Origin of the sequence: Sphingomonas koreensis (assembly GCF_002797435.1) — a bacterium.
GTDB classification, from domain to species: domain Bacteria; phylum Pseudomonadota; class Alphaproteobacteria; order Sphingomonadales; family Sphingomonadaceae; genus Sphingomonas; species Sphingomonas koreensis.
In genome coordinates this window covers 1,345,257-1,368,880 of the sequence record NZ_PGEN01000001.1, presented here as the reverse complement: position 1 = coordinate 1,368,880, position 23,624 = coordinate 1,345,257, and the positions used below count along the sequence as shown (strand labels likewise).

General features: G+C 65.4%; 19 protein-coding genes. 11 read left to right on the top strand and 8 right to left on the bottom strand.

Features of this window, described 5'->3' with window-relative positions; all coding sequences use genetic code 11:
- Positions 1–38: 38 nt before the first annotated feature.
- The 3 genes from BDW16_RS06410 to BDW16_RS21065 all read left to right on the top strand — a co-directional run bounded on the left by BDW16_RS06410 (position 39) and on the right by BDW16_RS21065 (position 1,733).
- A complete protein-coding gene (locus BDW16_RS06410; RefSeq protein WP_237241293.1) occupies positions 39–464 on the top strand; it encodes a GtrA family protein in 426 nt (141 codons plus the stop codon).
- Between the two features lie 6 nt (positions 465–470).
- On the top strand, positions 471–1,202 hold the full coding sequence (locus tag BDW16_RS06405; protein WP_066580878.1) for a class I SAM-dependent methyltransferase: 732 nt from the start codon (positions 471–473) through the stop codon (positions 1,200–1,202).
- A gap of 213 nt (positions 1,203–1,415) precedes the next feature.
- Positions 1,416–1,733 (top strand): hypothetical protein, encoded by a 318-nt coding sequence (locus BDW16_RS21065; RefSeq protein ID WP_125958860.1) that lies wholly within the window; start codon positions 1,416–1,418, stop codon positions 1,731–1,733.
- A 63-nt stretch (positions 1,734–1,796) separates the two neighbouring features.
- Here BDW16_RS21065 and dacB read toward each other — a convergent pair whose 3' ends face one another.
- On the bottom strand, positions 1,797–3,236 hold the full coding sequence (gene dacB, locus BDW16_RS06395; RefSeq protein WP_066580882.1) for a D-alanyl-D-alanine carboxypeptidase/D-alanyl-D-alanine endopeptidase: 1,440 nt from the start codon (positions 3,234–3,236) through the stop codon (positions 1,797–1,799).
- Positions 3,233–4,348: a glycosyltransferase family 2 protein gene (locus tag BDW16_RS06390; RefSeq protein ID WP_083629454.1), complete on the bottom strand. Its 1,116-nt coding sequence runs from the start codon at positions 4,346–4,348 to the stop codon at positions 3,233–3,235. The genes dacB and BDW16_RS06390 overlap by 4 nt, the downstream gene beginning before the upstream one ends.
- A 149-nt stretch (positions 4,349–4,497) precedes the next feature.
- Between BDW16_RS06390 and BDW16_RS06385 the strand changes: the two genes are divergently transcribed.
- From BDW16_RS06385 to BDW16_RS06375, 3 genes are all read left to right on the top strand, one after another.
- Positions 4,498–6,672 (top strand): TonB-dependent hemoglobin/transferrin/lactoferrin family receptor, encoded by a 2,175-nt coding sequence (locus tag BDW16_RS06385; RefSeq protein ID WP_066580883.1) that lies wholly within the window; start codon positions 4,498–4,500, stop codon positions 6,670–6,672.
- A 31-nt stretch (positions 6,673–6,703) separates the two neighbouring features.
- Entirely contained in the window at positions 6,704–7,693 is a 990-nt protein-coding gene (locus tag BDW16_RS06380) for a DUF6607 family protein (RefSeq protein ID WP_066580885.1), read from the top strand.
- A 191-nt stretch (positions 7,694–7,884) separates the two neighbouring features.
- The gene (locus BDW16_RS06375) at positions 7,885–10,485 is read left to right on the top strand and encodes a TonB-dependent receptor (protein ID WP_083954420.1); all 2,601 of its coding nucleotides are present in this window, start codon (positions 7,885–7,887) and stop codon (positions 10,483–10,485) included.
- Positions 10,486–10,506: 21 nt separating this feature from the next.
- On the opposite strand, the gene BDW16_RS06370 is transcribed toward BDW16_RS06375, so the two are convergent.
- The 3 genes from BDW16_RS06370 to BDW16_RS06360 all read right to left on the bottom strand — a co-directional run bounded on the left by BDW16_RS06370 (position 10,507) and on the right by BDW16_RS06360 (position 14,916).
- The gene (locus BDW16_RS06370; protein ID WP_066580887.1) at positions 10,507–12,336 is read right to left on the bottom strand and encodes a DUF885 domain-containing protein; all 1,830 of its coding nucleotides are present in this window, start codon (positions 12,334–12,336) and stop codon (positions 10,507–10,509) included.
- 64 nt (positions 12,337–12,400) lie between these two features.
- Positions 12,401–14,488, bottom strand: a complete 2,088-nt coding sequence (locus BDW16_RS06365) for a RelA/SpoT family protein (protein ID WP_066580889.1) — start codon at positions 14,486–14,488, stop codon at positions 12,401–12,403.
- A gap of 116 nt (positions 14,489–14,604) precedes the next feature.
- Positions 14,605–14,916: a CC_3452 family protein gene (locus BDW16_RS06360; protein WP_066580891.1), complete on the bottom strand. Its 312-nt coding sequence runs from the start codon at positions 14,914–14,916 to the stop codon at positions 14,605–14,607.
- Between the two features lie 146 nt (positions 14,917–15,062).
- Between BDW16_RS06360 and BDW16_RS06355 the strand changes: the two genes are divergently transcribed.
- On the top strand, positions 15,063–15,566 hold the full coding sequence (locus BDW16_RS06355) for a winged helix-turn-helix transcriptional regulator (protein ID WP_066580892.1): 504 nt from the start codon (positions 15,063–15,065) through the stop codon (positions 15,564–15,566).
- A 4-nt stretch (positions 15,567–15,570) separates the two neighbouring features.
- Here the strand turns inward: BDW16_RS06355 and BDW16_RS06350 are convergent, their stop codons facing one another.
- The 3 genes from BDW16_RS06350 to BDW16_RS06340 form a co-directional block, all read right to left on the bottom strand.
- Entirely contained in the window at positions 15,571–17,298 is a 1,728-nt protein-coding gene (locus BDW16_RS06350; protein WP_164519427.1) for a sensor domain-containing diguanylate cyclase, read from the bottom strand.
- Positions 17,299–17,398: 100 nt separating this feature from the next.
- A complete protein-coding gene (locus BDW16_RS06345) occupies positions 17,399–17,815 on the bottom strand; it encodes an acyl-CoA thioesterase (RefSeq protein ID WP_066580894.1) in 417 nt (138 codons plus the stop codon).
- Between the two features lie 5 nt (positions 17,816–17,820).
- Positions 17,821–19,026 carry an LL-diaminopimelate aminotransferase gene (locus BDW16_RS06340; RefSeq protein ID WP_066580898.1) on the bottom strand — a complete coding sequence of 402 codons (1,206 nt, stop codon included), beginning with the start codon at positions 19,024–19,026 and terminating at the stop codon, positions 17,821–17,823.
- A 182-nt stretch (positions 19,027–19,208) separates the two neighbouring features.
- Between BDW16_RS06340 and BDW16_RS06335 the strand changes: the two genes are divergently transcribed.
- From BDW16_RS06335 to murA, 4 genes are all read left to right on the top strand, one after another.
- Positions 19,209–20,975: a PHA/PHB synthase family protein gene (locus BDW16_RS06335; RefSeq protein WP_066580965.1), complete on the top strand. Its 1,767-nt coding sequence runs from the start codon at positions 19,209–19,211 to the stop codon at positions 20,973–20,975.
- Positions 20,976–21,066: 91 nt separating this feature from the next.
- A complete protein-coding gene (locus BDW16_RS06330; RefSeq protein ID WP_066580900.1) occupies positions 21,067–21,771 on the top strand; it encodes a phasin family protein in 705 nt (234 codons plus the stop codon).
- A gap of 155 nt (positions 21,772–21,926) precedes the next feature.
- Entirely contained in the window at positions 21,927–22,256 is a 330-nt protein-coding gene (gene clpS / locus BDW16_RS06325; RefSeq protein ID WP_066580901.1) for an ATP-dependent Clp protease adapter ClpS, read from the top strand.
- Positions 22,257–22,326: 70 nt separating this feature from the next.
- Positions 22,327–23,610, top strand: a complete 1,284-nt coding sequence (murA, locus tag BDW16_RS06320) for a UDP-N-acetylglucosamine 1-carboxyvinyltransferase (protein ID WP_066580902.1) — start codon at positions 22,327–22,329, stop codon at positions 23,608–23,610.
- The last annotated feature ends 14 nt before the right edge of the window (positions 23,611–23,624 follow it).

Genomic DNA, 23,624 nt, shown 5'->3' with positions numbered 1-23,624 from the left:
GGCATTAGTGCGGCGCCCGGCTTCAGGGCAAGGCAGGCGTGACGGCGATCATCCACAGAATAGGCGAATTGCAGCGTAGCGGGGTGCTGGGGCAGCTCGTGCGCTTCGGTATCGTGGGCGTGGCGTCGACGGTGATCTACTCCGCCGTCTACCTGCCGCTCGTCTGGTGGGTGTTTCCCAACCTCGCGGTCGCGGCGGTGCCGTTCGCCTTCGCTGTCGCGGTGACCTGCGGCTTCTTCATGCACAGCGCGTGGAGCTTCAAGGGACACGGCACGCGTGAGAATAGCGGGCGCCAGCACCTCAAATTCCTGGTCGTCCAAGGCTTCGGGCTGCTGCTCAACGCGCTCTTCACCTGGCTGATCGCCGACCTAATGCATTATCCCGAATGGGTGCCGCTGATCCCGATCATGACCGTCACGCCGGTCGCGACGTTTGCGCTCAACCGCCAATGGGTGTTTGGTTAGAAATCTATGGACCGTATCGTTTACGACCGCATGGCCGAGCATGATTCCACCCATTGGTGGTATGTGGCGCGCCGCGACATCCTCGCCGATTTCATCGGGCGTGAGGTGAATCCGCCCAAGGGCGCGCGCATCCTCGAAATCGGTTGCGGCACCGGGCACAACCTTCCGATGCTCGGCGCCTTCGGCGAGGTCGATGCGATCGAGATCGATCCCGCAGCACGCGAAATCGCGAGCAAGCGTCTCGGCAAAGAAGTCGGCAGCGCGCCGTTGCCCGAACTCTCGGGCGTCGCCGAGGGGCAGTATGACATGATCGCCGTGCTCGACGTGGTCGAGCATATCGAGGATGACGTTGCCGCGCTCGAAGCGATGGCGAAGCGGCTGAAGCCCGGCGGCACCATCCTGATCACCGTCCCCGCGCACCAGTGGATGTGGAGCGCGCACGACGTGGTGAACCACCACAAGCGCCGCTATTCCAAGGCGACGCTGATCGCCGCGCTCGAACGCGCCGGTCTCAAATGGCGCAAGCTCGGCTATTTCAACTCGCTGCTGTTTCCCGCTGCGGTCGCCGCGCGGCTCGCGGGCAAGATCACCGGCAAGGACGACAGCGACGATTCGCCACCCGCCAAGCCGCTCAACGCAATCTTCGAGAAGATCTTCGGGCTCGAGCGGCATCTGGTCGGCCGCGTGCCGTTGCCGCCGGGCCTGTCGCTGATCGTCCTCGCTCAGCCCAACGGTTAGCCGGCCACAGAAGGGGCGTGCCACTTGTTTTTCGCACGCTGGCTCTGTGGTGCGTAATATAGCGTAGTGCTTGGCACTGGTTGTTCAGGACATAGATCGGTTCTGAACCATGCTCCGTACTGCAAAATTAAATAGTGCCCTATACCATTATTAACACTGGCGTTTGAGCTGGGGGCGGTAGTCTGTAACTAAAAATCGATTAAGGATGGTGCTATGAATCTTATAAAGATTGGTGTGATCGCTGTCGCTTTGTTTGGTCAGTCTATTACTAACGCCGCAAATGCTCAGCGTTTTGAAGATGAAAGCCCCATTGGCCATGGAAACAACGACGAAGTTGCGGCCTTGATCGATATTTTCTGTGAGACTGGCGACTATGCGGCGCTTGGTTATACTTCGGTAGGCCAGTGCAAGGCTCAGATGTTTATCGACATCGCGCCCGAAGGCGCGGGTGAAGGCGTCTACGATACCAAGGTGCTTCCGGGCGGGCCGGTATGTGTCTTCCGCAGCGGCATCTATTTGGGCAATTGCTGACGCGATAGATTTGGGGCGCCGCCGAAAATGTGGCGCCCCTCGTGTCAGCAACCCCGGTTTTGGTCAGTTCGCTTCGGCGACCGCTACCAATGCCGCGTCCATCGCCGGAGTTGCCGCGGTGCCTGAAGGCACGTCATTGGCATAGGCGGCGAAGGTCAGCGTCTTGCCACTCTTCGCGGTCAAATAGCCGGCAAGCGCATTGGTGGCGTTGATCGTGCCGGTCTTGGCGAAGATCCTGCCTTCCAGCACCGTGCCCTTGAATCGGCGCGCCAGCGTGCCGTCCACCCCGCCGACCGGCAGCGTCTCGCGCCACGCCGCGCCCCAGGACTGGGCGCTGATCCAGTGGAGCAGCTTGACCATCCCGCGCGGCGCGATGCGGTTGTAGGTCGACATGCCCGACCCGTCGGAGAAATCCCACGACGTGCGCGGCACGCCCGCGGCGGCAAACATCGCCTCGACCTGAACCTGTCCGTCGGCGACCGATCCTGTCCCCTTCACCAGCCCGACGCGGCGCAGCAGCAGTTCGGTGTGCAGGTTCTGGCTGACCTTGTTGATCACGCGCATGTCCTCGCTCAGCGGCGGCGGAGTCAGCGCTGCGAGCGGGGCAGGGGGCGTCACGCGCGGAGGTAGCGCGGCGCCCCGCTGACGGGGATCGTCGCTCGTGTCCGGCGTGCGGTAGCGCGAGCGGATATCGCCCGAAACCTTGACCCCGCGCTCGCGCAGCAACGTGGCGAGCCGCCAGGCGGCATAGTGCGCCGGGTCGTCGATCCCCATCCGGATCTTCTGCGGTGTAGCGTCTGCGGCGATCGTGCCGGTCAGGCGGATACTACGGTCGAAGGGCAGCCGATCGACATTGAGGTCGGTCTTGCCGCCCGCCGCCACGGTGATGGCGCGGTTGTCGATCGTGAGATAGCCGAGATGGGCGACGCCCGGTGTTGCTCCGGCCTTGCCCGGTGTCGCGGTCGCGATCAGCTCATTGTCGTCCAGTGTGAGCGCGCTGAGTGCGGTTCCATAGGGGCTGGGGATGTTGTTCCAGCTCATCCCCGAACTCCAGCGCTCGTCGGGGAACAGGGTCGCGTCGCCGGTGATGTTGCGCACGCGCTTCGTCTTGGCGGCGATCGCATCGGCGAGCTGCGACAGGCAGTCGGTGGCGCAATCCGCCGCGCTCGACAGCCGCGCGTCGCCGCGGCCCGTCAGCACAACGTCTTGCCCCTCGATCCGGACGGTCGCGCCCCCTTCCGTATCGGGCCGGTCGATCCCCGGCAGTGTCATATAGGCCGCGGCGGTGGTGACGATCTTGGTGTTCGACGCCGGGATGAAGCGCTGGTCGGGATTGACCGCCACGATCTCGCGCCCCTGCACATCGGTGACGACCAGGCCGAACCGCGTGCCCGGCGCCGCCTTGGCGAGCTCGGCCTCGACGCGGCTCTGGAGCGGCGTCGCCTGCTGTGCGGCAAGCGGCGTCGCTGCGGCGAGCGCAAGGAGAGAGAGCGGGCGCTTCAAAGCAGTGTCGGCGGCTCGTCGGCGCCCTCGGCTTCACCCTGAACAGGCTTGCGGCGCGGCACCTTGATCGCAGCGACAGGCGCGGCTTCGGGCAATTCGTGGCGGGCGGGGGCATGGGGCGACACGGTCACCTCGCCCGAATCGGCGAAGCGATATCCGAGCGAGGCGTGCCCCTTTACCGGGCCGGCGACATCGGCGACCAGATAGAGCGGCCGCCGCTTCGATTCGACATAGAGGCGGCCCAGATACTCGCCGATCATGCCGAGCACGAACATCTGCACCGCGCCAAGGAAGACGACGACCAGCATGGTGGAGGTCCAGCCTTGCACCGCGTTGCCGAGCAGCCAGCCGATGACGATGTAGAAGAACAGCAGGGCCGACAGACCGGTGAGCGCGAGGCCGGCATGGCTGGCGAAGCGCAGCGGCGCAGTGGAGAAGCCGGTGACCGCGTCGAGCGCGAAGCGGATCATCTTGGCGAGCGGATATTTGGTCTCGCCGGCATGGCGCTCGTGCCGGTCATAGACAAACGGCACCTGGCGAAAGCCGACCCAGGCGACCATGCCGCGGATGAAGCGCGCCTGTTCGGGCAGCGACAGGAACGCGTCGAGTGCCCGCCGCGTCATCAGGCGGAAGTCGCCGGTGTCGAGCGGGATCGGCGTGTCGGTGATGCGATCGAGCATGCGGTAGAAGAACGCCGCAGTGATCTTCTTGAAAAAGGTCTCGCCCTCGCGCTTGCGGCGCACCGCGTAGACGACGTCGGCGCCCTGCTCGCGCATCGTCGCGCGCATCTCGGTCAGCAGCTCGGGCGGGTCCTGCAGGTCCGCGTCGATGATCAAGATCTCCTCGCCCGCGCACAGGTCGAGACCCGCGGTCAGCGCGAGCTGGTGTCCATGGTTGCGCGAAAGGTTGACGGCGACGAGGCGCGGGTCGGTGGCCGACAGCCGCTGCATCACCGCCCAGCTGCCGTCGCGCGATCCGTCATTGACCAGCACGATCTCATAATCATCGCCAACCGCGGCGCGCGCGGCGGCGGAGACCCGGCCGTGCAGCAGCTCGAGACAGCCTTCTTCATTGTAACACGGCACGACGACCGAGAGCTTGGGACGTTGCATGGGGAGCGGCTTTAGCGCGCTGCCCACGAAACGTCATGCGTGATTTGCACCCCATTCCACTGCCTCTGGTTAATTGACAACGGTTCGCAACAAGCTTAGGCGGCGAAGCTAATGCGAATCAGTCGCAACCATAAGTTCAAGGGGAAATCATGTATCGATCACGCAGCTTCCTTGCCGCCGGAGCCAGTCTGTTGGCGACCGTCGCGGTCCCGGCGTTTGCCGAGGAAGCCGATGCCGATGCGCGCGACACGGTCACCGTCACCGCGACCCGCTCGCCGTTGGCGACGCAGGACGCGCCTGCGACCGTCAGCGTTATCGGCGAAGAGCAGATCGCCGACGAGCTGGTGACGGACATCAAGGAACTGGTGCGGTTCGAGCCGGGCGTCAGTGTCAATCGCCAGCCGGCGCGCTTCGGCGCTGCACTCGGCACGACCGGACGCGCGGGCAATGAAGGCTTCAACATCCGCGGTATGGGCGGCAACCGCGTGCTGATCCAGATCGATGGCGTGCGCGTCCCAGACGGGTTCAGCTTCGGTGCGCAGGGCGTCGGCCGCGGCGACTATGTCGATCTCGGCCTGATCAAGTCGGTCGAGATCCTGCGCGGCCCGGCCTCGGCGCTCTACGGCAGCGACGGTCTGGCCGGTGCGGTGAGCTTCATCACCGCCGATCCCAAAGACTTCCTGCGCGAGGGCGAGGGTTTCGGCGGCCGTGCGCGCGCCGCGTGGAGTTCGGCCGACAATGAATTCAGCGAGACGCTGATCGTCGCCGGCCGTTCGGGCGACTGGTCCGCGATGGCCGCCTATACGCGCCGCGACTTCAACGAGTACGAGAATCACGGCAGTGTCGGCGGCACGGGGGCAACGCGCACCAAGGCCAATCCGCAGGACGGGCGTTCGAACGCTGCGCTTGGCAGGGTCGTCTACGAAAGCGGCGGGCATCGCTTCCGCCTGACCGGCGAGTATCTCGACACCTATCTCTTCTCCGACGTGCTCTCGGGACATGCGACCCCGCCGCTAGGCGCGACGAGCGTCCTCAACCTCGACGCGACCGATACCGGCCGTCGCTGGCGCGGTGCGTTCGACTGGACCTGGACCGGCAACGGCACGATCGAGCAGGCGCGGCTGACCGCCTATCTGCAGGATTCGGAGGATCGCCAGTTCACCGTCGAGGATCGCAATATCGCGGCCGACCGGACCCGGCTCAATACCTTCGAGAACCGCGTCTATGGCGCGGCGGGCGATGTCCGGCTCAACTTCGGTTCGGCGGAAGCGCCGCAGCGCTTCGTGCTTGGCGGCGATATCAGCGTCACCAACCAGAAGGGGCTGCGCAGCGGCACGGTACCGACCCCGCCCGACGTCTTTCCCTCGCGCGCCTTCCCGGAGACCGACTATACGCTGGCGGGGCTGTTCGCGGCGGGCGAGCTGACGCTCGGGCCTGTGACGCTGCACCCGGCGCTGCGCTTCGATCACTATAATCTCGCGCCGGACAAGGACTCGCTGCTGCCCAACTTCGCCTCGGCCAAGCAGGATGGCTCGCGCGTCTCGCCCAAGATCGGCGCGGTGGTGAAGCTGGGCGATACGGTCCGCCTGTTCGCCAACTACGCCCAGGGCTTCAAGGCGCCGGAGCCGAGCCAGGTGAACCAGTTCTTCGAGAACCTCGCCTTCGGCTACACCTCGCGGCCCAACCCTAACCTCAAGCCCGAAACCAGCGAGGCGTTCGAGGCCGGTTTGCGCATCATCGGCAGCAACGTCCGCGTCGACCTTACCGCCTTCCATGTCGACTATGACGACTTCATCTCGCAGGAAAGCGTCGGCGGCGCCGGCACGGCCGCAAACCCGACGATCTTCCAGTTCATCAACATCGATCGGGCGCGGGTGAAGGGCGCCGAGGCACGGTTCGAGGCGTGGAACGACGCGGGCTTCACGGGCCGCCTCGCCATCTCCTACGCCACTGGCGACGAGATCAGCCCGGCAGGCGTCGAGACGCCCTTGCTGTCGGTCGATCCGCTCAAGGTCGTCGCGGGCATTGGCTGGCGCGATCCCGGTGGCCGGTTCGGCGGACAGGTGATCGCGACCCACAGCGCCCAGAAGGAAGCGCGCCGTGCCGGCGGCCAATACGCCCCGCCGGGCTTCACCACGCTCGACGTGACCGCGTTCCTGAAACTCGCTGACAGGGTCACCCTGCGCGGCGGCCTCTTCAACCTCACTGACGAGAAATATGCCTGGTGGAGCGACGTGCGCGGCCTGGCGCCGACCTCGGCCGTCAAGGACGCCTACACCCAGCCGGGCCGCAACGGCAGCGTTTCGGTGAGCGTGCGCTTCTGAACTCGAACGACCAGAAAAGAGGGCAAGAACAATGAAGAAGATGATGTGGATCGCCGGCGTCGCGCTGATCGCCTGTGCCACTCCCGCGCTCGCGGACGGACCGGTCAAGCAGGGCAGCGAGGCGGAGGCAAAGGCATCGTTCGAGGCCGATCGCAAGGACATCCTGGCGATGGCCGGCAACTACAAGGTCCGGTTCGACATGCGGGAATCGACGCCGTGGCGCGCCGATTACACGCCGATCGAGGCCAAAGTTTCGGGCGGACATGAATCGGTTCGCGTGATCGAGGACACCGGTCGCGTGATCCGCCTCCAGCACCTGCTCGTCGTCAGCCACGAGGGCAAGGACATGGTCATCAAGCACTGGCGTCAGGACTGGGAATATGAGCCGGCCAGGCTGCTGGTCTATTCCGGCCCCGACAGCTGGACCTGGGAGGACGTGCCCGAGCGCATGCGCAAGGGCCGCTGGTCGCAGACCGTCTATCAGGTCGACGACAGCCCCCGCTATGGCGGCTGGGGCCAGTGGACGACCGAAGCGGGAGTCCGCCGCTGGCGCTCGAACTGGACCTGGCGTCCGCTCGCCCGCCGCGATGCGGTGCGCGGCCCGGTCTATGACCGCTATTACGGGATCAATCGCCACCAGATCAGCCCCGCCGGATGGATCCACTGGCAGGACAACACCAAGATGGGCCAATTCGGCGGCAGGCTCGAGCCGGTGGTGCAGGAATATGTCCTCAACACATACACCAAGTTCGACGGCTACGCGGTGAAGGCGGCGGACGATTACTGGGCGGCGACCAAGGGCTATTGGGCTGCGGTTCGCGGGGAATGGGATCGCATCGCCACCGCAAAGAACGGCATCCGCATCACCGAGGCGGCTGAGGCCGGCACGGTGATCGCCAGCCGCCTGCTGGGCATCGCGGATGAGATCCAGAGCGGTAAGACCAAGGAAGCCGATGCAATTCGGACCGCGAAGGCGTTGATGGATCAGGCGACCCGCGCCGCAGGCCCGTCCGCGAGCTAGTCGGGAGCGAGCCGGCGCCGCAACCTGAACGAGACCCTCCGGCACCCCATGTGCCGATTTCCTTGCCCGTCCGGCCCGTGCCGGGCGGGCTTTTTTTGCGTGCAATGGTGCGCTGCAACAGGTTCGTCACCAATTGCCGACATGAGGCCCCGACCGGGACATTCCGTCCACGTCAACAGGGGCTCTCAATCATGCCGATCCGCTTCCCGCTTCCGATGCTCGCCAGTTCGATCGCGCTGGTCACAGCCGTTCCCGCACTGGCGCAGGAGGCGCCGGCAGAGGCCCCCACCGAGGGTGAGATCGTAGTCACCGCGCAGTTCGTCGAACAGCGCCCGATCGAGGTGCCGTTCGCGCTGACCGCCTATGACGACAAGTTTCTCGAGCGGCTCAGTATCCAGGAGTTCGACGCGCTCTCGCGCTACGTGCCGGGGTTCGAGGTGCAGAATCAGTCGCCCAACAATCCCGGCTTCGTGATGCGCGGCATCACCTCGGATTCGGGCAGCGCGTTCAACGAACCGCGCGTGTCGGTGTTTCAGGATGGCGTGTCGATCTCCAAGTCGCGCGGTTCCTATGTCGAGTTGTTCGATATGGAGCGGATCGAGGTCGCCAAGGGCCCGCAATCGACCCTGTATGGCCGCGGCGCGCTTATCGGTGCGGTCAACCTGATCCAGGCCAAGGCCGATCCGAAGGCCGGCTATGGCATGCTGCATGTGTCGGGCGGCGACTATGGCATGTATCGCGTTGACGGGACGTGGAACATCCCGCTGGCCGAGAATCTCGCCATCCGCGCCGCGGCGCGCGTCAAGAAGCGTGACGGCTTCGTCGAGGATCTGCTGGGCGGGCGCGACTTCAATGGGATCGAGAGCGAGGCGGTACGCGGCAGCCTGCGCTGGGAGCCGGCGGGCTTCACTTTCGACCTGATCGGCAACTACCAGACCGATCGCGCCACCGGCACTGCGTTCAAGTCGATCGCCTACAACCCGACCGACACGATCACCGGCGCGGTGATCGGCAATCGCGGCCGCAATAGCGGCGCGGCGCTTGCCGCTGGCCCGGGGTTCGAAGGCGGCAAACGCCTCGGTCTCGAGCGTGAGGTTTGGGGCGTCACCGGGATCGCCAATGCCGAGCTCGGCAACGGTTTCGCGCTCAACGGCACGCTCGCCTATCGCGAATTCAGCGGCACCGAGATCTTCGACGCCGACGGCATTTCGCTCCCCGCGCTGACCGCGGCGGAGGACGCGGCTGGCACCCAGACCATGGCGACGCTGCGCCTCAACTGGGACAATGGCGGCCCGCTCAAGGGCTTTGTCGGCGCGACCTATTTCTACGAGGACGGGCATCAGCGCGCGCCCTCGCAGTTCGACGAGCGCGTGGCGCTGGCGCGGGTCGCCAACGCGCTGAACGGTGGCGGCGCGATCCCGGGCCGCCCGGCGACCGATCCGGCGCCGATCTCGGTATTCGGCAACACCGCCTTCACCAGCCAACTGCTGCGCGGCATCGTGCGCCAGAATGTCTCCACGCTGGTTCCGGCTGGAACGCCCAACCGCGACGCGGTGATCGACGCACAGACCAATTTGATCCTGCCTGTCGCGACCGCCACCGGCATCGCCGCGAACCTCAAGAGTGCGCATCGCGAAACCAGCACCAATTTCAGCCGGACCAAGGCATGGGACCTGTTCGCCGACGTCACCTTCGACGTGACCGACGCATTCCAGATCGGCGGCGGCATCCGCTACAGCCGCGACGACAAGCGGACGCGCTATACCGCGTCGGTGCAGAATGGCCGCTCGATCCTGGGCGGGTTCATCGGCGCACTCAGTCAGAGCGAGCCGACGCGAACCGCGCTGCTCAACGCGCTCGCGGTGCCGGGCGCGGCCAACATCCCGCAATCGGCGCTCTACCCGGTGCCGATGTTCGGCCTCGGCCTCCAGCCGACCGCGGGTAACGGCAATCTGGCCGAAGCGAGCAACGACAGCGGCGGCTTCACCTGGCGCGCCACGGCTCGCTACGAGCTCAGCCCGCAGGCAAGCGTCTATGCCAATTACGCGCGCGGACGCCGGCCCGAAGTGCTAGGCGTCTCCCCGCCCGCAGCGCCAAGCGGCGCGGCGCGGTTCAACGTCTTGCCTGCCGAAACGGTCGACAGCTTCGAAGTCGGTCTCAAGACCGAGTTGATGGGCCGCACCCTGTTCTTCGACGCCGCGGCTTTCTACTATGACTACAGCAACTTCCAGACGACCGAGCAGGTCGGCACCACCTTCGTCACGGTCAACGCCGGCAAGGCGGAAAGCTATGGGTTCGAGGGCCAGATGCGTTGGAACCCGGCGGACTGGGTCAATCTGTTCGCAACCTACGCCTATAACCATAGCCGCTTCAAAGCGGGCGCGCGCGATGGCAACCGCTTCCGCCTTTCGCCCGATCACAGCGCGTCGGCGGGCATGACGCTGCGCGGCGACGTCGGGCCGGTGGCGATCGACTTCACCCCGGACGTCACTTGGCAGTCGCGTGTCTTCTTCGACGACGACAACGACATCGCCCGGTTGCAGACCGGTAACCTCATCCCGGATACCGTGCAGGATGAGGTTCAGGGCGCCTTTGCCACGGTCAATGCGCGCATCGGGATCGAGACCGCCAACGGCCGCTGGCGAATCGAGGGCTTCGTCACCAACCTGTTCGACAAGGAATATATCAAGGACGCGGGCAATACCGGCGACGGCCTGGGTATGCCGACCTTCATCGCGGGCGAACCGCGCATGTGGGGTGCATCGCTGACGCTGCGGCTCGGGGGCAAGTAAGCCCCGGGCCGCACCGGTCGCTCAGCCCGCCGCCATCCGCCGCGCGTCTTCCTCGACCAGCCTTTCGAGCGTGGTGAGGGGAACGGCGCCGCGGCGGATCACCTCGTGGAAGCGCTTGAGGTCGAACTTCGCGCCCGCGATCTCCTGCGCCTTCCGGCGCGCCCGGACCCAGCTGGTGTGGCCGATCTTGTAGCTGCACGCCTGACCCGGCTGGGTGCAGTAGCGTTCGATTTCGCGTTGCGAGCGCGGTCGGGCGAAGCCGACGGTATCGACCATATAGTCGGTGGCCTGCTCGCGGCTCCACTTCTTGGCGTGGATGCCAGTGTCGATCACCAGCCGCGCGGCGCGGAACAGGAAGGACTGGAGATAGCCGGCGCGCTCCAGATCAGTCGCGTAGGCGCCGAGTTCGTCGGCGACCTGTTCGGCATAGAGCGCCCAGCCTTCGGTATAGGCGCCGAAGAAGCTGAACTTACGGATCATCGGCCCTTCGGCCGCCTGCGATGTGCTGATCTGGAGGTGATGGCCCGGGAGCCCCTCATGATAGGTCAGCGAGGGCAAAGTGTATTTTGGCCAGTCGCCGACGCTCTTGAGGTTGATGAAGTAGATGGCCGGGCGCGAGCCATCGAGCGCGGCGCGATTGTAGTAGCCGTTCGACGCGCCGTCCTGAATCTCGACCGGCACCGCGCGGATCTCCAGCGGCGCCCGGGTCGGGTCGATGAACATCTTAGGCAGCAGCTTGGCGATCTTGTCGTTATCGACGTTGAGCGACTTGATGAGGTCGATCCGTCCCTGCGCGGTATCGGGCCAGAGCTGATCGGGACGCTGGTTGAGCGCGGTCAGCCGCTCGCCGACGCTGCCCTTGGTCAGGCCTTGAGCCTTGAGGATCGTGTCGAGTTCCGCGGTGATCTGCGCCACTTCCTCCAGCCCGACCTTATGGACTTCGTCGGGCGTGAAATTGGTGGTCGTGGCCTGTGCGAGCGCGGCCGCATAGATATCCGCGCCCTGCGGCACGTCCCATACGCCCGCGCTGGTGCGGGCCTTGGCCCGCTGCGCCTTGATCAGCGCGATCTGGCGGTCGAGCGCGGGGTAGACCGACGCGTCGATGATCCTGGCCGCGCGCGTGCCCCAATCGCCCGCGATGCCCTTGGCCGCGGCGCGCCGGACCAGCGATTTGGCGATGGTGTTGTCGGCCGCCGCAGGCGCGCGCAGCTTGGCCATCTGCTCGATCGTCAGGTCGAGGCAGAAATCGGGGGCGACGACGCCGCGCTTGCCTAGATCTGCCTGTTCCTGCGTGTTGTAGTCGAGTGCCTGTCCCATCTGCTCGAGCCGCGACAGCAGCGCCTCGGCATCGTCCGCGGTGTTGATCGTATGCGCGGTGTTGAGGAAATCGGGCATCGAGAAATAGATGCCGCCCTGCTGGAAGATCGCGAACGGGCGCATCACCGCGTCGAGATCGAACCGCTCGCGCGGCACCAGCTGGGTCTTGAGCGAATAGGCGACGATCTCGCGGTCGAGCTTGGAGGCTTCGGAGAGCGTCGCGGGATCGACGGCTTCGATCCGGGCGAGCGCGGCCCTGGTCTCGGCCTGCGCCTTCGCCTTGGCGGCCGGCGAGCGGTCGGTCAGCTGCCGCTTCAGCGCCGCGCCCGGCCCCTTGTCGAACCCGATTGAGGTGGCGAGTTCGGGTGAGCGCTGGATCGTCTGGCGCAGCACATCGTCGAAGATCGCGTTGAGCCCGGCATCGCCCGGTCCCGCGGCTGGTTTTGCGGCCGACTCCTGGAGCGCGCGGGCGGCGGGTGAGGCGGCGAGCGCAGCGGTCGCAGTGCCGGAGGCGAGGAAGGTGCGGCGATCCAAGGGACGATCCTTTCGGCTAGTGTGGTGCCAGCCTAGCGCACCCGCGACGCGCGGCAAGAATCTTTCAGGCGCGCTCGGCCGAACTCACCGCGTCGGCCGCGCGCAGGGCGCCGATCAGCTTCATCAGATGGGCCGCGTCACGCACCTCCAGGTCGATCATGTTGGTGTGGAAGGTCGTGTCGCGCGTGTCGAAGCGGATGTTGAGGATGTTCGCCTTGTGCTGGCCGAGCAGGGTCGCGACCGCACCGAGCGCGCCGGGCTCGTTCTTGACCGTCACCGCGATGCGCGCGGTGCCGCCCTCGGCCTTGTCGCCCCAGCCGATGTCGATCCAGTCCTTGTCCTCGACATTGTCGAGCTTGGGACAGCTGATCTGGTGGATCTCGATCGGTTCGCCGGGCTGGCGCACGCCGACGATGCGATCGCCGGGGATCGGGTGGCAGCACGGGGCGAGGGTGAAGGCGACGCCGGGGGTGAGGCCCTTGATCGAGATCGGATCGCGTGTGGCGGGAAGCGGGGCAAGGTCGCCCTCGGTCGATCCCGGCATCAGCGCCTCCATCACCTGGACGTCGGAGAGCTTTCGGCGCGCGATCGCCTCCATCAGTGCGTCGGCATCGTCGAGCTTGAGGCGGGTGAGCGCGGCGCCCAGCGCCTCCTCGCCGATGGGCACCGGCAGGCGGCGGACGATGTCGTCATAGAGCTTGCGGCCGAGCGCGATCGTTTCGTCCAGCTCCTTGTGGCGCAGATGCCGCCGGATCGCGGCGCGCGCCTTGCCGGTGATCGCGAAGTTGAGCCAGTTATCCTGCGGCCGCTGCGCCTTCGAGCGCAGGATGGCGACTTGGTCGCCTTGTTGAATTTCTGTGCGCAGGGGCACGACCTGGCCGTTGATCTTGGCACCCACCGCCTGATCGCCGAGATCGGTATGGACGGCATAGGCGAAGTCGATCGGGGTGGCGCCCTTGGGTAGCTGGATCAGCTCGCCCTTGGGTGTGAAGGCGAAGATCCGATCCTGATACATCGCCATCCGGGTGTGCTCGAGCAGTTCCTCCGGGCTTTCGGCGGTCTCGAGAATCTCGACGAGGTCCTGGATCCAGCGGACCTGCGTGTCGGGGCGGACGCCCGATTGTTTGTACGCCCAGTGCGCCGCGAGGCCGTGCTCGGCCTGAGCATGCATCTCCTGCGTGCGGATCTGGATTTCGACGCGGGTGTCGCCGGCGTGCATCACCGTAGTGTGCAGCGAGCGATAGCCGTTGCGCTTGGGCGTCGAGATATAGTCCTTGAACCGGCCGGGCACGAACGGCCAGCGGCGGTGGATGATGCCAAGCGCGCGATAGCATTCTTCCTCGGTCCCGACGATCGCGCGGAACGCCATGATGTCCGACAGCTGTTCGAAGCTGACGTGCCGCTCCGACATCTTCTTCCAGATCGAATAGGGGTGTTTCTCGCGTCCCAGCACTTCGGCATCGACGCCGCCGCGCGAGAGCAGCAGCTTGAAACCCGATCCGATCTTGGCGATGCGGTCCTCACCCTCGATCTTGAGTCCTTCGAGCCGCTTGGTGATCGACTCATAGGCCTCGGGCTCGAGTTCGCGGAAGGCGAGCGTCTGCATCTCGGTCATGAATTCATACATGCCGATCCGCTCGGCGAGCGGCGCGTAGATATCCATCGTCTCGCGCGCGATGCGGCGGCGCTTCTCCGGCTTCGGAATATGATGGAGCGTGCGCATGTTGTGCAGCCGGTCGGCCAGCTTGACCAGCAGCACCCGAATGTCGTCGGACATGGCGAGCAGGAATTTCCGCAGATTCTCTGCCGCGCGCTCATTCTCGGTCTGCGCTTCGATCTTCGAAAGCTTGGTGACCCCGTCCACCAGCCGCGCGACGCTGGGGCCGAACTTGCTCAATATCTCCTCAGGCGTCGCGACCGTGTCCTCGATCGTGTCGTGGAGGATCGCAGTCGCGATCGTCTCGTCGTCGAGATGGAGGTCGGTCAGGATGCCCGCGACCTCGATCGGATGGCTGAAATAGGGGTCGCCGGACGCGCGCTTCTGGCTGCCATGCGCGTGCATCGAAAACACGTATGCGCGGTTGAGAAGCGCTTCATCCGCTTCGGGATCGTAGCTCAGGACCCGATCGACAAGTTCATATTGACGCAGCACCGCTCCAAGATGGTGCGGCGGGCTGCTGCTTTGCAATATGTTTCAACGCAAAGCGGGCACCGGCAATGCCGATGCCCGCTTCACTGTGGCTTTGGTGTGACTTGAAGCCGTTCGAATCAGCGCGCGCGTGCGTTGCAGGCGGCGAGCGCCTCGGCATCGAACGCGGTGCCACCGGCGGTAAAGGCCGAGAGGGTGCCGACGTTGCGCACGACGCGTTCGCACACGACCTTGTCCTGCGATGCGGCGCGGGGCGCGGTGCACACCGCGTCCTTGCACTTCCAGATCGTGTTCTGCGTGACGAAGCTGCTCTTGCCGGGCGCTTCGACCGCAGTCGCGGCATAGTGGGCGCCCGACTGGGTCTGGGCGGTGGCGGGCATGATCGCCGCGAGCGACAGCGCTGCGGCGGCAAGCGAAACGAGGCGGGTCATGATGCAATTCTCCCTGGGGTACGCAACAAAGGTTGCGAATCGCTACTTATCTCTATAGGCGTTAAGTTGCAATCGGAAACTGGTGCTGCATTGCGGTAACCGAACCAGTTTGTCCACCAGGGAATTTCGGAGTAGGTTCGACGGTTATGGGTCACAATGGACTGCGAGAACCGCTTCGTCAGTTGGCCAACAACTGCAGCCTGCCCGCCGCGCTGGAGGCGATGGGCGAGCGCTGGTCCTTCCTGATTTTGCGGGCGTCGTTCAACGGCCTCTATCATTTCGAGGAGTTCCAGTCCGAACTGGGCATCGCCCGGAATATCCTCGCCAACCGCCTCGCGCGGCTGGTCGATCACGGCATTCTGGCCCGCCAGACCTGCGACGACGACCGGCGCAAGGTGGAGTATCGCCTGACCGACAAGGGCTTTGCGCTGCTGCCCACGATGGTCGCGCTGCGGCAGTGGGGTGAGCGCTGGGAGACGGGGATGCCTGCGACTCCCGTGCTGGTCGATGCGCGCGATCACCGGCGGATCGCGCCGGTACAGGTGATGAGCCATGATGGCCGCCCGTTGACCAAGCATGACCTGCTCTGGTCGCTGCCCGAAGATGTTGCGGGCGAGGGGCACGGCGCGCCGCAGGAAGCAGCGGAGTAACGCTTCAGCCGTCGGCGAGTACGGTGCGGTTGCGGCCGGCGGATTTGGCCCGGTAGAGCGCGGCATCGGCGCGGCGCATCAGTTCGTCGGCGTGGATGCCGGGTTGCATGGGGGCGAGGCCGATACTCACCGTGACCCGGAAATTTCCCTCGGCCGCGGCGATGTCGGTCCGTTCGAGAGCACGGCGCAGGCGTTCGCAGGTGGCGAGCGCGGCCGGTGCGGAGAGCGTCGGAAACAGGATCGCGAACTCCTCGCCGCCGAGCCGGGCGATCGCATCCTCGCTGCGCAGATTGGCGCGCATCAGATCGGCGAAGCTGAGCAGGGCGGCGTCGCCTGCCGCATGGCCGAGCCGGTCGTTCACGCCCTTGAAGTGATCCAGGTCGAGTACCGCCAGCGTGCCGACATGACCGAACTCGCGTGATGCATTCTCCGACAGCCGCCGCTCGAATGCGCGCCGGTTGAGTACGCCGGTCATCGGGTCGGTCGCCGCCTGACGCTCCAGATCCGCCTCGCGCGCCTTGTACTGGCTGAGGTCGCGCACGACGCTGACGATGCTCGCGACGCGGCCGTCTTCCTTGGCGACGGCACGTGCGGTGGTCTCGAACCAGCGCGTGGTACCGGTGGCAGTCAGGCCGCGATACTCGACCCGGTGCGCCGACTCGGGAGTCGCGATCGCGGTTTGGTGCACGGTGCGGACATGCTCGCGATCCTCTTCAGCGATCAGGCTGAGCGCGTTCCGTCCGATCAGAGCGAGCGGTTCGAAGCCGGTGAGTTCGCGCACCGAAGGGGAGGCGAAGCGGATCGTGCCCGAGGGATCGAGCGTCAGCATCGCGTCCGAAGCGTGGTCCGCGATCATCCGGTAGCGCGCCTCGCTCGCCGCGACGGCGTCGGCGAGGCGGCGATTCTCCGCCATCAGCGTGGCGAAGGGCAGGACGATCAGGAAGACGATGCCGAGGTAGAACTGGAAAAATTGCAGGTGAAGCGCCTGGCTTCCGATCACCAACTCAACCGGCCCATGGCCTGCCATGGTGAAGATTGCACCGATGGTGGTGATCGCGAATACGCTGAGCGCCGCGCCCGCGAAGCGGAACATCGCCGTGGCGATGATCGCCGGGAGGATCGGCAGAAAGAGCAGGGGCAACCGGGTCTGGGCGAAGGTCGCGGTGACGACCGCGATCGTGCCGGTCATCACAAGGATCAGGCGGGTGACATCGCGCCGGCGGGTCAGCCCTTCCCAATAGGTGCGTCCGCCGAGCACCAGAAGTGCGACGGGCGTCGCGATCAGGATGCCGAGCCCGTGGCCGATCATCCAGTTTGCCCAGGTGAAGGCTGGCTCGGTCCCGTGTGCCAGCCACAAGGTGATCCCGGCGATCGAGCCGCTTGCGGCGGGCGCGATGAAGCCTGCCGACAAGGCAAAGGCGGGAATCGAGCGCAGCCGGAGGAAGACACCGCGTGCCTGCCCGAGATAGCGCAGCAAGTACCAGCCGAGGACGACTTCGCCGATATTGGCGAGAATGAAGATCGGCGCGAGCGGCGAGAAGGGCGAGATCACCATCGTTGCGAGGCCCGACGCCAAGGCGGTGACGAGCAGAAGCTGACGGTGTTCGCGCACCGGGCGCGTGCAGAGCGCGGCCAGCAGGGGTGCGTTGGCCAGCCAGAGCAGCGCGACATTGTCGCTAAGCCGGGTGAAGGAAATCGCCGCCAGCGCGAGCATGAAATATGCCGCACCCACGCCCCCGGCGATGAGCGTGCTGCGGCCTGGTCGCGCGAACTCCAACATCGTAGCCCGAGTCTAACCGGACAGGGTTAAGAGGCGGTTTCCCTTCGGCGGTTCAGCGCGCGGGATTCATCCGCTCACGGATGGCGGGCGGCACCGGCGACGCGGTGCCGGCATCGAGATCGACATTGACGTAGACCAGCTCGATCACGGTATGCAGCGCACCGGTTTCCGCGTGGCAGAGCTCGACCCGGCTGGTGAGGCTGGAGGTACCGATCCGATCGGTACGGGCCCAGGCGTCGATCTCGTCGCCATAGCGGAAGGGCGCCTTGAAATCGACGGTGGCGCGGGCGACGTGGAACTCCATGCCCTGCCATTCGGGCAGGTCGGCGAGCTTCAGCCAGCGCCAATATTCGCTAAGCGCAACGTCCGCATATTCGAGGTAGCGCGAGTTGAAGACGACCTTCTGGCCGTCGATTTCGGAATAGCGGACGCGAAGGCGCGTCGAGAAGTCGAAGCCTTCGCGTCCCATATCGATCAGGCCGATTTGACGCCGGTGTTGACGCCCATCGACTGCAGATATTTGCGTACATTGCGCGCCGCCTGGCGCAGGCGCTGCTCATTCTCGACCATGGCGATGCGGACGAAGCCTTCGCCATTCTCGCCGTAACCGACGCCCGGTGCGACCGCGACCTTGGCGTGGCTGAGCAACTGCTTCGAGAATTCGAGGCTACCGAGATGCGCGAGCGCAGGGGGGAGCGGCGCCCAGGCGAACATCGATGCGGGCGGGGCGGGGATATCCCATCCCGCACGGCCGAAGCTTTCGACCAGCACGTCGCGGCGCTTGTGGTAGAGCTGGCGATTGGCCTCGACGATGTCCTGCGGGCCGTTGAGCGCCGCGCAGGCCGCGGCCTGGACGGGGGTGAAGGCGCCATAGTCGAGATACGACTTCACCCGCGTCATCGCGGCGATCAGCTGCTTGTTGCCGACGGCGAAGCCGATCCGCCAGCCGGCCATCGAATAGGTCTTCGACAGAGAGGTGAACTCGATCGCCACGTCCTTCGCGCCCTTGACCTGCAGGATCGAGACGGTCGGCTTGCCGTCGTAATAGAGCTCCGAATAGGCAAGGTCGGAGATGATCCAGACCTTGTTCTCCTTCGCCCAGGCGACCAGCCGCTCGTAAAAGGCGAGATCCACCGTCTCTGCCGTCGGGTTCGACGGATAGTTCACCACCAGGATGCTGGGGCGCGGCACGGTGAAGTTCATCGCGCGCTCGAGGCTTTCGAAATAGTGCTCGTCAGGCGTGGTCGGCACCGCGCGGATCGTCGCGCCCGCGATGATGAAGCCGAAGGTGTGGATCGGATAGGATGGGTTGGGCGCAAGGATCACGTCGCCCGGCGCGGTGATCGCGGTGGCGAGGCTGGCCAGCCCCTCCTTCGACCCCATCGTCACCACGACTTCGCTCTCGGGATCGACATCGACACCGAAGCGGCGGCCATAATAGTTCGCCTGGGCGCGGCGCAGGCCGGGGATGCCCTTGGATTGCGAATAGCCGTGCGCCGAGGGCTTCTGCGCAACCTCGCACAGCTTGTCGATGACGTGCTGGGGCGGCGGCAGATCGGGGTTGCCCATGCCGAGGTCGATGATGTCCTCGCCCGCCGCCCGTGCCGCTGCCCGCATGCCATTGACTTCGGCGATGACGTAGGGCGGCAGGCGCTTGATGCGGTAGAATTCTTCGGACATCGTATTTCTCGGTGAGCTCCTCTTGAGGTCGCGCTGGATGCGCGGCGCCGTTATACAGGGGGCGGGCGGGCATGCCAGAGGAGAGGCGCGTGGTGGCGGAAAAGAAAAAGACGGCGGCGCCCAAGGCCGCGAAACCGACCAAAGCCCGCAAGCCAGCCGCGAGACCGAAACCGAAACCCGAGATGAAGGCGGAAGCGCCCTCGGCCGCAGCGCCCGAGGTGGCGGCAGCCCCGAGCCTCGAGGATCTCCAGCACTGGACCTGGGTGTGGGGCCGGGCGCAGCAGATGCTGATGGAGCAGGGCCTCGACCTGATGGCCAAGGCGCCGCAGATGCCGGCGATGCCGAGCCTGGCGACGATGTCGCCGCTCGATCCCGCCGCAGCGATGCGTGCCGGCGCCGATTTCTGGGCCGACACGATGTCATTGTGGCAGCGCTTCCTTGACCCATCCAAGGCGGGGACGTTCGAGGAGACGCCCGAACAGGCGCGCGACAAAAGGTTCAAGGCGCCACAATGGCGCGAGCAGCCGGTGTTCGACTTTATCCGCCAAAGCTATCTCACCGTGTCGGAGCATCTGCTCAAGGGCGTGGATTCGATCGAGGGGCTGACGCCCAAGCAGCGCGAGCAGGCACGGTTCGCGACCCAGGGCTTCATCGATGCGATGAGCCCGTCCAACTTCCCCGCGACCAATCCCGTGGTGATCGAGAAGATCGTCGAGACCAAGGGTGAGAGCCTGCTCAAGGGCTTGCAGCACATGCTCAAGGATCTGAGCAAAGGGCAGATGACGCAGACCGCCGAAGGCGTGTTCGCGCTGGGCGACAATATTGCGATGACGCCGGGCAAGGTGGTCAAGCGTACCCCGCTCTACGAGCTGATCCAGTATTCGCCGACGACCGAGACGGTGATCGAGACGCCGCTTCTGATCTTTCCGCCATGGATCAACCGCTTCTACATTCTCGATTTGAGTCCGGAGAAGAGCTTCATCCGCTGGGCGGTGGAGCAGGGGCTGACGGTGTTCGTCGTTTCCTGGAAGTCGGCCGACGCGAGCATGGCCGACGTCGTGTGGGACGACTATGTCGAGCGCGGGCAGATCGACGCGATCGACAGCGTGCGCGAGCTGTTGAACGTCGATGCCGTGCACACGATCGGCTATTGCGTTGCGGGCACCACGCTCGCCGCGACGCTGGCTGTTCTCGCCGCGCGCGGACAGGCGGAAAAGGTCAAGAGCGCGACCTTCTTTACCGCGCAGGTCGATTTCAGCGAAGCCGGCGATCTCAACGTCTTCGTCGATGACGAACAGCTGGCTTTGATCCAGTCGCTGACCACCGACGGGTTTCTCGACGGGCGCTATATGGCCGCGACCTTCAACCTGCTGCGCGGGCGCGACCTGATCTGGAACTACGTGTCGAGCAACTATCTGCTCGGCGAGGACTATATGCCGTTCGACCTGCTCCACTGGAACTCGGACGTCACCAACCTGCCGGCCAAATGGCATGCGAGCTATCTGGCGGACCTCTATCGCGACAATCTGCTCGCCCAGGCGGGGGCGCTTAGCATCGGCGCGACGCCGGTGGATCTGAGCAAGGTCGTAACGCCGGCCTATATCCAGGCCGGGCGCGAGGACCATATCGCCCCGGCGCGCAGCGTCTGGAAGATCACCGAGCATTTCGCGGGGCCGCTGCGTTTCGTGCTGGCCGGATCGGGGCATATCGCCGGGGTGGTCAACCCGCCCTCCGCACAGAAATATCAGTATTGGACCAACGACGGGGCCGCTGCGACTCTGGAGGAGTTTGTTGCAGGTGCGACCGAGACCAAGGGCAGCTGGTGGCCCGATTGGATGAGCTGGATCGAGGGATTTGGCGAGCCGCGTACTGCGGCGAAGGGAGCGAGAATTCCCAAGCCGAAAGAAGGGCTTGGCGATGCACCCGGGAGTTATGTGAAGACCCGCTAAGGTTTTTTGTGCACTGCACAAAAAACTGTCTTGAAACTGTCTCGCGCAACGCGTATATGTTGCATCGCAACAATCGCTGCGAGGACGTTCAATGGCCAGCAAGGCTCCACGTACCGGTGCAAAGAAGCCGGTTGCGAAGACCCCGGTGACCAAGCCTGAGGCACCGAAGGCTGCTCCAATTGTAGCCAAAGCAGCGCCTGTCATCGAGACCCCGGTCGTCGAACCGGTGATCGAAACCGTGACCAAGCCTGCCGAAGTATTGGCGGAGACGCTTACCCAGACCGTCGAGGAAATCGCCGCGCCGGTCGAGCAGATCATCGAAGACACCGCCCCCAAGATGGCGGAAACCGCAACCAAGGGAACTGACATCATGGAAAACACCGTCGAGAAGACCCAGGCGCTGTTCGCCGACTTCAACGAGCGCGCCAAGGCCGCCGTCGAGAAGAACACCAAGCTGGCGGGTGAGTTCACCGACTTCGCCAAGGGCAATGTCGAAGCGCTCGTCGAGAGCGGCAAGATCGCTGCCAAGGGCTTCGAAGCGCTGGGCCAGGACGCCGCCGAGTACAGCCGCAAGTCGTTCGAGAACGCGACCGCGACCCTGAAGAACCTGTCGGCGGTCAAGACCCCGGCCGATTTCTTCAAGCTGCAGAGCGACTATGTCCGCTCGGTCTTCGACTCGGTCGTCGCCGAAACCTCGAAGAACACTGAAGCCTTCATCAAGCTGGCCGGCGACGCCGCGCAGCCGATCTCCAGCCGCGTCGCGGTAGCGGTCGAGAAGGTCAAGACCGCGGCCTGATCGCCACGGACTGAACGAACAAAGGGGCGGCCGCGCGAGCGGTCGCCTTTTTTGTCGTCCAGAGCTCACGAAAATCAGGGTTAGCGCCCTTGCCCTCGATTCATCGCTATCATATTTTTGAAGTCCTCATGACAGTGCCGTTCCAACCAATTTCGATGGCTGACGATGCCGACCGCGACGACGATGGCGACGCATCGACCGGCGTCGCGACGCGCACGCGCGCCAGGACCAAGAAGCCGACGCCCTATCGCGTCCTGATGCTCAACGACGACTATACGCCGATGGAGTTCGTGGTGCTGGTGCTCCAGCGCTTCTTCAAGATGGACATGGAGCAGGCGACCCAGGTGATGCTTCACGTTCACCAGCGCGGCGTGGGCGTTTGCGGCGTCTTCACCTATGAGGTCGCGGAGACCAAGGTGGCACAGGTGATCGACTTCGCCCGCCAGAACCAGCATCCGCTCCAGTGCACGCTGGAGAAGGCCTGAGGCCATTTGTGCGCTGACCCGTTGACGTCCCCCGCTTGCGCGGCGCCCGCGAGTCGATAGAAGCCCGAAAATGGACCGTATCCTCATTCGCGGCGGCAAGCGCCTTTCCGGAACCATCGCCATCTCGGGCGCGAAGAATTCGGCGCTCGCGCTGATGCCCTGCGCGCTGCTGACCGACGAGCCGCTGACGCTGCGCAATCTGCCGCGGTTGGCGGACGCCGACGGCTTCGGGCACCTCCTCAACGAACTCGGTGCCTCGACGGCGATCGAGGGGACTCGGCCCAACGACTTTGGCCGCGTGCTGACGGTGCGCGCGTCGCGCCTGACCTCGACCGTCGCGCCCTATGACATCGTGCGGAAGATGCGCGCGTCGATCCTGGTGCTCGGGCCGTTGCTGGGCCGGGCGGGCGAGGCGACGGTGTCGCTGCCCGGCGGCTGCGCGATCGGCAACCGCCCGATCGACCTGCACCTCAAGGCGCTTGAGGCGATGGGTGCCGAGATCGAGCTGGCGGCGGGCTATGTGAAGGCGACTGCGCCCGGCGGAAGGCTGGCAGGCGGGCGCTATCGCTTCCCGGTGGTGTCGGTCGGCGCGACCGAGAATGCGCTGATGGCGGCGGCAACCGCGCGCGGCACCACGGTGCTGGAGAATGCGGCGCGCGAGCCGGAGATCGTCGATCTCTGCAATCTGCTGATTGCGATGGGCGCGTCGATCGACGGGATCGGGACCGAGACGCTGACGATCGAGGGCCGCGAGCGGCTGCATGGCGCGACCTACAAGGTGATGCCAGACCGGATCGAAGCGGGCAGCTACGCCTGCGCCGCGGCGATCACTGGCGGCGACCTGTTCCTGCAGGGTGCCAAGGCGGACGACATGCGTGCGACGCTCGACGCGCTGGTCGAGGCCGGCGTGACCGTCGAGGAAAAGGCCGATGGCGTGCGTGTCGCAGCCAATGGCCCGCTCAAGCCGCTGACGCTCTCGACCGCGCCTTACCCCGGCTTCGCCACCGACATGCAGGCGCAGTTCATGGCGATGCTGTGCAAGGCGGAAGGCGCGAGTGTGCTGACCGAGACGATCTTCGAGAATCGCTACATGCACGTGCCCGAGCTCGCGCGCATGGGGGCGAACATCGATGTGCGCGGGCGCACCGCGGTGGTGCACGGAGTCGACAGGCTCGTCGGGGCGCCGGTGATGGCGACCGACCTTCGTGCATCGATGAGCCTGATCCTTGCCGGCCTGATCGCCGAGGGTGAGACCCAGGTCAGCCGCATCTATCACCTCGACCGCGGCTATGAGCGGCTCGAGGAGAAGTTGCAGGGCGTCGGCGCCGATATCGAACGCGTCGGTGACGGGTAAGGTCAGCACTGTTA